This is a genomic window from Bacillus sp. 37MA (assembly GCF_000372765.1).
Classification (GTDB): domain Bacteria; phylum Bacillota; class Bacilli; order Bacillales; family Domibacillaceae; genus Domibacillus; species Domibacillus aminovorans.
Genome location: NZ_KB889752.1, coordinates 9,942 through 22,164, shown reverse-complemented (window position 1 = coordinate 22,164; position 12,223 = coordinate 9,942). Strand labels below are relative to the sequence as shown.

11 protein-coding genes, 5 tRNA genes and 1 riboswitch are annotated in these 12,223 nt (G+C 42.7%); of the genes, 3 read left to right on the top strand and 13 right to left on the bottom strand.

Going from position 1 to position 12,223, the window contains the following annotated elements:
• Positions 1 to 37: 37 nt before the first annotated feature.
• Positions 38 to 394, bottom strand: a complete 357-nt coding sequence (locus A3M5_RS0100135) for a DUF5365 family protein (protein ID WP_018391717.1) — start codon at positions 392 to 394, stop codon at positions 38 to 40.
• Positions 395 to 484: 90 nt separating this feature from the next.
• Between A3M5_RS0100135 and A3M5_RS0100130 the strand changes: the two genes are divergently transcribed.
• Positions 485 to 1,393 (top strand): RluA family pseudouridine synthase, encoded by a 909-nt coding sequence (locus tag A3M5_RS0100130; RefSeq protein WP_018391716.1) that lies wholly within the window; start codon positions 485 to 487, stop codon positions 1,391 to 1,393.
• Between the two features lie 163 nt (positions 1,394 to 1,556).
• Positions 1,557 to 2,858 carry an NCS2 family permease gene (locus A3M5_RS0100125; protein WP_026221520.1) on the top strand — a complete coding sequence of 434 codons (1,302 nt, stop codon included), beginning with the start codon at positions 1,557 to 1,559 and terminating at the stop codon, positions 2,856 to 2,858.
• Between the two features lie 76 nt (positions 2,859 to 2,934).
• On the opposite strand, the gene yhbH is transcribed toward A3M5_RS0100125, so the two are convergent.
• Positions 2,935 to 4,065, bottom strand: coding sequence for a sporulation protein YhbH (yhbH, locus tag A3M5_RS0100120; protein ID WP_018391714.1), 1,131 nt, complete (start codon positions 4,063 to 4,065; stop codon positions 2,935 to 2,937).
• A gap of 73 nt (positions 4,066 to 4,138) precedes the next feature.
• On the opposite strand from yhbH, the gene A3M5_RS25650 reads away from it, so the two are divergent.
• On the top strand, positions 4,139 to 4,312 hold the full coding sequence (locus tag A3M5_RS25650) for a hypothetical protein (protein WP_018391713.1): 174 nt from the start codon (positions 4,139 to 4,141) through the stop codon (positions 4,310 to 4,312).
• A 29-nt stretch (positions 4,313 to 4,341) separates the two neighbouring features.
• Here A3M5_RS25650 and A3M5_RS0100110 read toward each other — a convergent pair whose 3' ends face one another.
• From A3M5_RS0100110 to A3M5_RS0100055, 11 genes are all read right to left on the bottom strand, one after another.
• The gene (locus tag A3M5_RS0100110; protein ID WP_018391712.1) at positions 4,342 to 6,225 is read right to left on the bottom strand and encodes a PrkA family serine protein kinase; all 1,884 of its coding nucleotides are present in this window, start codon (positions 6,223 to 6,225) and stop codon (positions 4,342 to 4,344) included.
• A 310-nt stretch (positions 6,226 to 6,535) separates the two neighbouring features.
• Entirely contained in the window at positions 6,536 to 7,009 is a 474-nt protein-coding gene (gene trmL, locus A3M5_RS0100100) for a tRNA (uridine(34)/cytosine(34)/5-carboxymethylaminomethyluridine(34)-2'-O)-methyltransferase TrmL (RefSeq protein ID WP_018391710.1), read from the bottom strand.
• Positions 7,010 to 7,036: 27 nt separating this feature from the next.
• Positions 7,037 to 8,173, bottom strand: coding sequence for a tRNA epoxyqueuosine(34) reductase QueG (queG, locus tag A3M5_RS0100095; protein ID WP_018391709.1), 1,137 nt, complete (start codon positions 8,171 to 8,173; stop codon positions 7,037 to 7,039).
• Between the two features lie 47 nt (positions 8,174 to 8,220).
• Positions 8,221 to 8,724, bottom strand: coding sequence for a DinB family protein (locus tag A3M5_RS0100090; RefSeq protein WP_018391708.1), 504 nt, complete (start codon positions 8,722 to 8,724; stop codon positions 8,221 to 8,223).
• An 88-nt stretch (positions 8,725 to 8,812) separates the two neighbouring features.
• The gene (thiC, locus tag A3M5_RS0100085; protein WP_018391707.1) at positions 8,813 to 10,564 is read right to left on the bottom strand and encodes a phosphomethylpyrimidine synthase ThiC; all 1,752 of its coding nucleotides are present in this window, start codon (positions 10,562 to 10,564) and stop codon (positions 8,813 to 8,815) included.
• Between the two features lie 120 nt (positions 10,565 to 10,684).
• Positions 10,685 to 10,799: riboswitch (TPP riboswitch) on the bottom strand.
• 115 nt (positions 10,800 to 10,914) lie between these two features.
• Positions 10,915 to 11,631 carry a metallophosphoesterase family protein gene (locus A3M5_RS0100080; RefSeq protein WP_018391706.1) on the bottom strand — a complete coding sequence of 239 codons (717 nt, stop codon included), beginning with the start codon at positions 11,629 to 11,631 and terminating at the stop codon, positions 10,915 to 10,917.
• Positions 11,632 to 11,766: 135 nt separating this feature from the next.
• Positions 11,767 to 11,850: transfer RNA gene (locus tag A3M5_RS0100075), tRNA-Leu, on the bottom strand.
• 9 nt (positions 11,851 to 11,859) lie between these two features.
• Positions 11,860 to 11,933, bottom strand: a tRNA-Cys gene (locus tag A3M5_RS0100070).
• A 13-nt stretch (positions 11,934 to 11,946) separates the two neighbouring features.
• A tRNA-Gly gene (locus A3M5_RS0100065) sits at positions 11,947 to 12,021 on the bottom strand.
• Between the two features lie 9 nt (positions 12,022 to 12,030).
• A tRNA-Gln gene (locus A3M5_RS0100060) sits at positions 12,031 to 12,105 on the bottom strand.
• 16 nt (positions 12,106 to 12,121) lie between these two features.
• Positions 12,122 to 12,197: transfer RNA gene (locus tag A3M5_RS0100055), tRNA-His, on the bottom strand.
• Positions 12,198 to 12,223 lie beyond the last annotated feature (26 nt).

Genomic DNA, 12,223 nt, shown 5'->3' with positions numbered 1-12,223 from the left:
TCTTCTGCAGTCAAAATGCAGAAGACAGCTTTTTTTATTAAAGAAATTCAGCATGTTTTCGTTCATGAAAAAACGATAATGGGAACGGGAAATCAATCTGATAACTCCGCAGCGTGTTCACACTTTCAGTGAATAGTTCCTCATATGAAGAAGAAATATGTGTTGTTTCCAGGATAGAAACAATCGTGTTTAACGCTGTAATCACACGGGAAGCATCTTTTAATGACTCCACATAAGCAAGCGTCTCGTCTTCAATATGAAAAAACTTTTCTACTTTTATCACATCAGCCATTGTCGAATCGATATAACGAGGAAAGACATGATGCGACAAATAAGTACTTAAACTTTTTATTTTTTCTTCCTGTTCAATTGTAGAAGACATGATCATCGTCATGGGACAGCCACCTTTACTTGCAGTCTCCTATAAGAATACCATACAATCTTATTACAATGCATCGTTATTTTTCAGAAAAGGATGAATGTAATGAACACAATTCGACAAGGTTCGATATTAACCGTGAGTATCCCAAACGAATGGGCCAATATAACAGTAGAAGAACTGTTTTTAACGATTTGGAAGCTGCCAAAAAAATTGCTGCATCGCTGGCGAATGGATCACCTGGTCAAATTGGATGGGAAGCTGATCGATTGGCGTGTCCCGATGTCGTCTGGTTCCCGCCTGTCCGTTCCTTTTTTTCAGCCTGGTCCATTTGGGGCTGATCCCGTTTATCCAGCTCCCTCTATATTATATGAAGACGATCACATGATCATCGCCAATAAGCCGGCTGGCATGAAAACACACCCAAATTCAGATAATGAAACAAATACGCTGCTAAATGGTGTCTGTTATCATGCTTCACTCTCAGGTGACACACTGCCTGTCCGTCACGTTCATCGCCTTGACGAAGGGACAAGTGGTGCTGTATTATTTGCGAAGCATGAAGCGGCCTATGCCGTTTTTTCACGTCTTCTTGAAGAAAAAACGATTTATCGGACGTATTTTGCCGTGGTAGATGGAGCGATTAAAAGAAATTCTGGAATCATCAATCAGCCGATCGGCAAAGATCGTCATCACCCGACACGGCGGCGCGTTTCACCGACCGGTCAAAATGCCGTGACACATTATAAACGAATCGCTGTACAAGATGGGCGTTCACTGCTTGAATGCCGTCTTGAAACAGGGCGAACCCACCAAATACGCGTTCATCTTGCATCACTCGGTCATCCGATTGTAGGTGACACCCTTTATGGCGGATCCAACTCATTTGATCATCCGTTGCTTCACGCGGTGAAATTGACAGTGCCTAACCCTTTTACGAATGATTGCATTGCCACTGAAGCTCCTGTACCTATTATATTGAAAAAGCTTTTTCCTCAGAACTACTTCAATTAAAATAAATCTTTTGCTCAAAAAAAATTTTATTTTTCTTAAATCTGTTCTGATAAAATTGGAAGGATCTGTTTAACATTTCCTGATTCATCACTTGCATCGACTGTTTAAAAAGAATAGTATTAACATGGATTTTTAAAAGTTCTTATTTTGGAGGTGTTTGATCCTGTTTAAATTAACTGAACATGGAACAACAGTTAAAACGGAATTATTAGCCGGTTTGACAACGTTTTTAACGATGGTATACATCGTAGTCGTCAATCCGCTCATTTTGCAGGATGCCGGTGTTCCGTTTGAGCAAGTATTTATGGCAACCATTATCGCTGCCGTTGTCGGGACGCTCTGGATGGGGTTGTTTGCTAATTACCCAATCGCCATTGCCCCTGGGATGGGAATGAATGCTTATTTCGCCTACTCGGTTGTCGGTTCGCACGGCGGGATTACGTATGAAACGGCTTTTTCAGCTGTCTTTATTTCTGGATTATTGTTTGTCATTTTGTCTCTAACACCACTCCGGCAAAAACTAATTGAAGCGATTCCAGAAAATTTAAAGCACGGTATTTCAGCCGGAATTGGTCTTTTCATTGCCTTTATCGGATTGCGGTTAACCGGTATTATTGCTAGTGATGCGAACAATCTAGTCAAGCTCGGTGATCTGCACAGTCCGTCGGCGCTTCTTGCGCTGTTTGGATTAGCCATAACGCTTGTCTTACTCGTACGCCGCGTCAACGGTGCTTTATTTATCGGCATGATCGTGACTGGCCTCGTTGCTTTTTTCACCGGACAGCTTTCGTTCGAAAATGGCTTTATCGAAGCGCCGTCTTTGCCGGAAGGACTTCTCGCTGCGAATCCGATTACAGCGTTTGGCGATGTTATTCAGTACAGTTTGTATGCTGTTGTCTTCTCTTTTTTGATGGTGACTATTTTTGACACGACCGGTACAATGATTGGCGTTGCCCAGCAAGCGGGATTAATGAAAGGCAATACAATGCCACGTGCACGACAAGCACTCTTAGCCGATTCAGTTGCGACGTCTGTAGGCGCAATGGTCGGTACTAGTCCAACAAGTGCGTATATTGAATCATCTACCGGTGTCGCAGCCGGTGGACGAACCGGTTTAACGTCTGTCACTGTCGCTGTTTTATTTATTCTAGCCGCTTTTTTCGGACCGCTCGTCGCGTCCGTATCCGGTATCTCAGCGATTACCGCACCGTCACTCATTATCGTTGGCTGCCTCATGATGGGAAACGTTGCGAAAATTAACTGGAATGAACTCGATGAAGCATTCCCAGCCTTTCTCATCATTTTAAGCATGCCGCTCACCTCAAGTATCGCAACCGGTATTGCACTCGGATTCGTATCATACCCACTCGTGAAAATAGCGTGCGGGCGCTATAAGGACGTTCACCCTCTCCTTTATATTTTTGCTGTATTGTTCTTTTATCAACTTGCCTTTTTGCCCCATTAAAAGACCTCTTCAAAGCCGAGATATTGGTTTTGAAGAGATCTTTTTTTGTCTGCTCTGGAATGGATTAAAACGTTCTTTACTTTTCAGGTGTGAAAAAATACGTTAATGCTGGGTATACTTCCTCACGCTTTTTGATCACATATGAACGAAACAGCGGATTCTGTACTTTTCGAAAAGCTGACATGAGCGGTGTCGTCCGGTTGTATTGATTCACTTCACCGTAACCAAATAAGCGACAATGCGGCAATAATGTCTCCAGAAGCTTCACGCACTGTGAATTATCCGATGCTAAGTTATCACCATCAGAAAAATGAAATGGGTAAATGTTGTAGCGATCCGGTGAGTACGTTTTCTCTATTAGATCGAGCACAAGTGAATAAGCAGATGAACAGATCGTACCTCCACTTTCTCCTTTTGAAAAAAAATCATTCTCTTCTACAATCTTAGCTTCTGTATGATGCGCAATAAACACAATATCAACGGCCATATATTTTTTTCTCAAAAACCGTGTCATCCAAAAGAAAAAACTACGGGCAATGTATTTTTCAAATGGCCCCATACTGCCGCTCGTATCCATCATCGCAAAAATAACAGCTTTTGACTGCGGTGTTTTTTCTTCCGTAAACGAGCGAAATCGCCTGTCTTCTGGCAGCACCGGAAAAAAAGATTGTGTGCCCGATAATGAATTGCGCTTAAAGGAGGCCATCAATGTTTTTTTCTTATCAATACGTGCGGTCACGCCTGTTTTGCGGATATCATTTATTTTCCAGTCCGTAATGAATGACGTCGATTTTTCTTTTTCAATTAAACGCGGCAGTTCCATTTCTGAAAACAACGCTTCTTCAATTTCAGCAAGGCTAACGTCTGCTTCGTAATAGTCTTCACCACGCATATTTCCTGCTTTTTTCCCTTGTCCGGGTGCCGGCTCTCCCCCAGCTCGGGCAATCTGATCCCCAACATCTCCTTTTCCCTGTCCTGCATGACTGCTTTTTTCTTCCGCATACCGAATTCTATATTCTTGAAGTGAACGGATCGGCAGTTTCACAACTCGCTTGCCATCCGACATAATAATTTGCTCTTCTGTTACCATATCGGCCATATTTTTTTGAATAGCTTCTTTCACTTTTTGACGATGCCGTTCTTGATCGTCAAACCCTTTACGATGAAGCGACCAGTCTTCTTCAGTTAGATGATAAAATTTCTCCAATTACTTAGCCTCCCGGTTTAATTTTTCAAACGACGGGTAAACTTACAGAAAATGAAATATGAGGTGACTTATCATGAATTTTAAAGAGCGTGAAGTCGAGCCTGTCAATTCTATGGTCACGAATTTTGAAGATATGGAACAACTTGGACGTCAAATGGAACGCCAGCGCACAAATGATGAATTAAAACAGCATGATCGCCAGCCCGATCCTGTTCAGTATGATAAACAAACAGATGGAAAACAATAACCCGGTTAGCAGTTAACCGGGGTTTTTTATTATCGATTCAACAAACCACCAACGTAACGAAGCAGTTCATTTGCTGAAACGGAATTATAGCCACATTCATCAATAAGCCGCGCGGTTACGTCATTCATCTTTTTCATATGCTGTTCATCTGGTGCAACCGATGATGTCGTAATCTTTACAACATCTTTCAAATCAGAAAACAGCTTTTTCTGGATCGCTTCACGAAGTCTGTCATGCTCGCGGTAATCAAATTTTTTCCCTTTTCGAGCGTAAGCTGAAATCCGAATGAGCATTTCTTCACGGAATGATTTTTTCGCGTTTTCCGAAATACCGATTTGTTCTTCAATCGAACGCATTAACCGTTCATCTGGGGTCATTTCCTCTCCAGTCAACGGATCATCGAGCTTTGTTTTGTTGCAATACGCTTCCACATTATCAAGATAATTATCCATCATGGCCCGCGCAGATTCTTCATACGAATATACGAACGCTTTTTGCACTTCTTTTTTTGCTGTTTCATCATACTGCTTACGCGCTTCTGAAATGAACTGCAAATATTTATCCCTTACGTCTTTTGAAATAGACGGATGACTATCAAGTCCATCTTTCAATGAGCGCAGTACATCAAGCGCATTGATCGAATTTGTTTCTTTTTTAATAATCGCCGCGGAAATCCGATTCATAACGTAGCGTGGATCAATGCCGTCCATTCCTTCATCAGAATGCTCTTTTTTTAACTCTGCCGCATCTAAACCAGTCAATCCTTCCACAGCAGCTCCATCATACAGCTTCATTTTCATCACTAAATCAATATTCGAACGGCTTGATTCTTTTAAACGCGTTAAAATAGTAAACATCGCAGCTGTTCTAAACGTATGTGGAGCAAAATGAACGTCTGTCGCTTCGCTTTCATGCACCATTTTCTCATAAATTTTCTCTTCTTCCGTCACCTTTAAATTGTATGGAACTGGCATAACAATCATCCTTGAATGGAGTGCTTCATTCTTTTTATCGGCAATGAATGACCGGTATTCCGTTTCATTCGTATGCGCAATAATCATTTCATCGGCTGAAATAAGTGCAAATCGGCCTGCTTTAAAATTCCCTTCCTGTGTGAGCGACAGCAAGTGCCATAAAAACTTCTCGTCGCACTTCAGCATTTCCTGAAACTCCATCAATCCTCTATTTGCAATATTTAATTCTCCATCAAACCGGTAAGCACGCGGATCTGACTCTGATCCAAATTCAGCAATCGTCGAAAAATCAATGCTGCCGGTTAAATCGGCAATATCCTGTGATTTCGGATCAGACGGACTGAATGTTCCGATCCCTCGGCGTTTGTCTTCCGAGAAAAAAATACGTTCTACAGGCACATCTTCAATACGTCCGCCAAATTCATGCTCAAGCCGATAAGCATTTAGCGGTGACAGTGATCCTTCAATACGTATTCCATACTCCTCAAAAAAGTCATCACGCAGCTCTCGTGGAATTAAATGAAGCGGGTCTTCTGCCATCTGGCACTGTTTAATCGCATATACAGCGCCTGCATCCGTTCTCGTAAATTGTTCCATTCCTCTTTTAATCTTCGACACAATCGTTGACTTCCCGCCTCCAACCGGTCCCATTAACAATAAAATCCTTTTCCGTACATCGAGCTTCTTCGCTGCTGGATGAAAATATTCTTCTACAAGCCGTTTAATTGCTTCATCCAGTCCAAACAGTTCATCGCTAAAAAAGGAATATTGACCACCTTCAACGCCGGCAGACCGAATCATTTCATATATACGTGCATGGGCCGGCATGGCAATATGCGGATGCTTTTTGACTAAATCCAAATACTCTCGAAACGTCCCTTCCCAGCGTAGCTTTTCTTCTTCAGCACGACATAATTGAATTTTTCCTAGTATTGACATTAATAGCTCCCTCCGCTCCGCTCATAATGGGCGTATTTAACGGATTTTATGCAATCGTATCTTCATTTATGAAAAAACAAACGTCACGATTTTGAAAAAAAGAAGCGTTCACAATGCCGCCCATATCCGCTATAATGAAAACAGATCTGTACTTTCACGTTGAAGGAAGGAGTATGAATCCATGAGACTATTAGGTGTTCTTGTCGTTTGTGTGGCATTTTTATGGGCCATTTTCACATCAGGTTATGATGACAAACCAGGTACTAAATAATAATAAAAAGGCTGTACCGAATGAATCGGTGCAGCCTTTTTAATGTAAGCCTGGGAACTTTTGCTGGCGGAGTGCCTCATACACAAGAATCGCTGCCGTATTCGACAAATTGAGTGAACGCACATGATCGTTCATCGGAATGCGCAGGCAACGATCAATATTGGTTTGAATCAGATCTTTCGGCAGGCCAGTCGTCTCTTTTCCAAACATAAAATAATAGTCCTGCTCCGGATCACTATAATCAAAACTCGCATGATCCTGCGTGCCGAACTTCGATAAATAAAACATATTGCCATCCTTATTTTTTCCAAAAAAATCATCGAGCGAATCATAATAGGTAATATGAACATACTCCCAGTAATCAAGACCAGCCCGCTTTAACATTTTATCATCCGTCGAAAAGCCAAGCGGTCGAATTAAATGAAGCTGTGTACCGGTCGCAGCACACGTTCGTGCAATATTTCCCGTATTTGCCGGAATTTCTGGCTGATACAGCACAACATGAACAGTCATTAATCATCACCTCTTTTCAAACACTCATTATAGCATGGAACGCAGCTTTTGAAGTGCTTTTTCCATTTCAAAAAGGACCTCTTCGTCCTTTTCCCGGCTAAGCGCCTCCTTCAAAGCCCGTTCTGCTTCCGTACCGCCAATTTGCCCGATTGCATATGCCGCTGTTCCCCGCAAAACAGGGCGTGGATCTGTTTCAAGCACATGAATAAGCGCTCCCAGTGATGATTCTTCTTTAAAGTGGGCAAGTGCAATGATCGCATTACGCTGAATCGGCTTTTTCCCTCGCCACGAACCGGACATCTGACCGAATCGCTCTTTAAATTCTTTGTTGCTAATAGATAATATCGGCTCTAGAAGCGGTTTTACCTGTTCCAGCTTAGGTGTCATTTCCTCATGAATCAGTACATGCTTTCCCTTGTTTTCCGGGCAGACCGTCTGACACGTATCACAGCCGTATAAACGGTTACCTAGATGTTTGCGGAACTGCTCCGGCAGGGAGTCTTTCGTTTGTGTTAAATAGGCAATACAGCGCTGTGAATTCAACTGGCCGCCTTGTACGAGTGCACTTGTTGGGCATGCATCAATGCATTTCGTACAGCTTCCACACTGACTCTCCATCGGCGTATCAGGCTCAAATGGCACGTTCGTCAACATTTCACCAAGATATACGTACGAACCAAACTCTGGCGTAATGATCGCACAATTTTTTGCACTCCAGCCAATACCTGCACGCGCTGCTACCGCCCGATCCGATAATTCACCCGTATCGACCATTGAGCGAAATTGGACATCTGGCAGACGCTCTAATAAAAACGATTCAAGCATGGCGAGTTTTCGCCGAAGTATCGAATGATAGTCTTCGCCCCACGACGCCCGGCAAAATAAACCACGCCGCTCGCCTTTTTTTCCTTTCGGCGCATTCTCAAGCTTCGATGGATAAGCAAGTGCAATAGCGATAATGGATCGCGGCTGATCAATCAAAAGCGCTGGATTCACACGCTTTTCAATGTCTTTTTCTTCAAAACCAGAAGCGTAGCCAAGCTCTTGCTGATTGATCAATTTTTGCTTCAACTCCAGAAATGGATCGGCCGCCGCAAATCCGATTTTATCAATGCCGATTTCTTTGCTGTAGTTGATCAGTTCCTTTTTTAATTGCCGATACATTTCTTCACCTCTTCACAGAAAAAACAAGCAAACGGAACGCAGTCCGCTTACTTGTTTAAACGTTCTTTTATTTCCTCAATTTGCTGTAGGTGACGCTTTTCATGAAGGCCGATAAATGGCACCCACTGACTGAGCCGCATTGGTCCAAATGACGGATGCGGATATGATTTTTGTTCAAGTTGGTCTTCATCAGTCTGATCAAGAAGCCGTATGAGCTGATCGCGTGAAATATATAGACGATCTTTCATTTGCTGAAGCGTCCGATACTCATACATGGGGGTCGCAAAATTAGGTGCGACTTTTTTATTGGAGCGATCGGTTGTTTTTTCAATTGGCTGTGGATCAACTTTTTCGCTGTCCGGATTTTTCAGCTCCGATGCAATCGCTTTTGTAATCCCCTGCTCCATTAAATATAAATGATCCAGCACTTGCATAATCGTCCAGCTATCACTGTCAGGACGTTTATTTAACTTATCGTCTGTTAGCCCGTCCACTGCTTCTAGTACTTCATTTCGGTACTGTTCATTTTGCTTTATATCTTTAGAAAGCATATTGTCTTCCCTCCAGAATCAGTGAAAATCCCTCATAGGGGTACATAAAATTATTTCACAATTCGAAAGAAAAGTCGACTAATGTGTGTCAGCTGTAAATTTTACTTCCTGTCTCGATAAATTCTTCTGATTTTTGTTTCATGCCGATTTCCATAAAATCTTCGTCTTCTGCCGCTTGTTTGCGAAGATCATGTGAAATGCGCATCGAGCAAAATTTCGGTCCGCACATGGAGCAAAAATGAGCTGTTTTTGCGCCTTCTGCCGGTAGTGTTTCATCGTGGTATTCACGCGCCCGGTCTGGATCGAGCGATAAATTAAACTGGTCATGCCATCTAAATTCAAAGCGTGCTTTGGACAATGCATCATCGCGTTTTTGCGCACCCGGGTGACCTTTAGCAAGATCAGCCGCATGAGCCGCAATTTTATAAGCAATAACGCCTTCTCGGACGTCCTCTTTATCGGGCAGTCCAAGATGCTCTTTTGGCGTCACATAGCAAAGCATCGCCGTCCCATGCATCGCAATCATCGCCGCACCGATCGCCGATGTAATGTGATCGTAACCCGGTGCAATATCTGTTGTCAATGGACCGAGTGTGTAAAACGGAGCACCTTGACAAATCTCGATTTCTTTATCAATATTTTCTTTGATTTTATGGAGCGGCACATGACCAGGTCCTTCAATCATAACCTGGACATCATGTTTCCAGGCAATTTTTGTTAATTCACCAAGTGTTTCAAGCTCCGCAAATTGTGCTTCATCGTTCGCATCAGCAATCGATCCCGGACGAAGACCATCGCCGAGCGAAACCGAAATATCGTACGCTTTTAAAATCTCACAAATCTCTTCAAAATGCGTGTAAAGAAAATTTTCTGTATGATGGGCAAGACACCACTGTGCTAAAATAGAACCTCCGCGCGAAACAATACCCGTTGTTCGTTTAATCGTCAATGGAATGTAACGAAGCAGTACACCGGCGTGAATGGTAAAGTAGTCAACACCTTGCTCAGCCTGTTCAATTAATGTATCACGGTACACGTCCCACGTTAAATTTTCAGCTACTCCGTTTACTTTTTCAAGTGCCTGATAAATCGGTACTGTTCCAACTGGCACCGGCGAGTTGCGAATAATAAACTCGCGCGTCGCATGAATATTTTTCCCGGTTGATAAATCCATGATGGTGTCCGCTCCCCAATGCGTCGCCCACGTCATTTTTTCTACCTCTTCTTCAATCGATGAGCTGACAGCTGAGTTCCCGATATTCGCATTCACTTTCACATGAAAATGGCTGCCGATGATCATCGGCTCATTTTCTGGATGATTTATATTCGCTGGAATAATAGCCCGTCCTGATGCCACTTCTTCTCGAACGACTTCCGGGTCCATATTTTCACGAATCGCAATGTATTCCATTTCCGGTGTGATCACACCATTTTTCGCATAATGCATTTGTGTTACATTTTTACCAGGCAACGCACGTCGCGGAATGTGGTCAAAGTCCGGTTGAAACATCGACGCTGCCTCTTTCGCTCCGTTATCTTCCGGTTTTACCGTGCGGCCTATATACGTTTCTGTATCATTCCGTTCTTCCACCCAACGTTCTCTCTTACGTGGCAAACCTTTGTGTACATCCACAACAAATCCCTTTTCTGTATACGGCCCGCTTGTATCATATACAGTAATCGGTTCATTTTTAAATGTACCGGCATCTGTCGCAGTATCACTTAGCTCAATTTTCCGAAACGGCACACGCACATCTGAACGCGTACCTTCCACATATACTTTTTCACTTGCCGGGAACTGCGATTGAAGCTCAATTTTTTCACTTTCCAGTCGATTCATTTCTATTTCCCCCTCATTATTGCTGAACCGGATCTGGAAGACACACCATGCAAACAAAATAAAAACGGGTTCTTTTAATAGATAAAAGAACCCGTGAAATAGTGTTGTAAGCGACGTATAAGCCGTCTCTCCCTACTTCCCTACGCTGGTATCAACCAGATCAGGTTCGAAGGGTCAAAGAGCCTTATTCGCGCTCTTCTCTCAGTCCGGCTAACGGACACCCCCAGCAGATATCAATATGAAACTGTATACAACCTTACCATAGACAAAATAGTCTGTAAAGTTATATTTTTCTTTTAATGATCTTTAATGACTTATTTTTCAAGTAAATAAATGCTAACACCTTCATATTATATATGGGCATTGCGAATAACATTTGCCATATTTTGATTTGGATAGTCTAACTCTTCATACTGTCTTATTACTTTTTCTAAATCAAATTCTACCCGTTCAATCGATGTGCTCACGCACTTATCTTCAATGTCAACAATTGCGTAAGTAGATTTTTTCACACCATCAAATGGCAGCCCAACACTTCCAATATTAATGATGACTTTCCCATTAATATAACGTATATACGGCTTGTGAATGTGGGCATACACATAAATATCCGATTCTGTCGATGTCATTAACTTTGTTTTGATCGTATCATCCGATTCAGCTGGAAGAACAACGTCAAACAAACTATCCGGTGTCGCATGAAAAGCATTAATCGTAAGTCCTGCTTCTTCAAAATGAAGTTCTGTTGGAAGTTCATTTAAATAATCAATATCTTCTTTATTTAATTTCGATACAATCCACTCTCTCTCTTTATTCATCATCTCCAATGACTGATCCGGCACTTCACCCTTTTTTACACCTCGCACAACCCACTCGTCTGCGTTTCCTTTAATCACATTCACATTTAATGACTGCACTAGCTGCAAAGATCGTTTCGGTTCTGGGCCACGATAACAAATGTCTCCGAGAACATAAATCGTATCTACCTGTTTTTTTTCAATATCTTTCAAAACAGCTTCAAGTGCAACAGCATTGCCATGAATATCAGAAATAAAGGCCATCTTCATTTATAAAACACCCTTTCATGCCATGTAGTTCTTCCATGTTAACATGTTTTTTATCAGTTAGTGAAACCGCATAAAGAAAAGAGCTCCTACATAAAGTAGAAACTCTCTTCTTTGACGTCTTAAAACGTTCTTTTATACCGGTGGCCGGGGTCGAACCGGCACGATCTTGCGATCACAGGATTTTGAGTCCAGCGCGTCTGCCAATTCCGCCACACCGGCAATACTTTATGGAGGCGGCAACCGGAATCGAACCGGTGATAAAGGTTTTGCAGACCTTGGCCTTACCGCTTGGCTATGCCGCCTTAAAATAATATATGGAGCGGAAGACGAGGTTCGAACTCGCGACCCCCACCTTGGCAAGGTGATGTTCTACCACTGAACTACTTCCGCATAATAAAATGGCTGGGCTAGCTGGATTCGAACCAGCGCGTGACGGAGTCAAAGTCCGTTGCCTTACCGCTTGGCTATAGCCCAATAAAAAATAAAAACATGGGGCGATCGAGGGGAATCGAACCCCCGAGTGTCGGAGCCACAATCCGATGCGTTCACCACTTCGCCACGACCGCCATTATATTGTTCAATTAATTGGCAG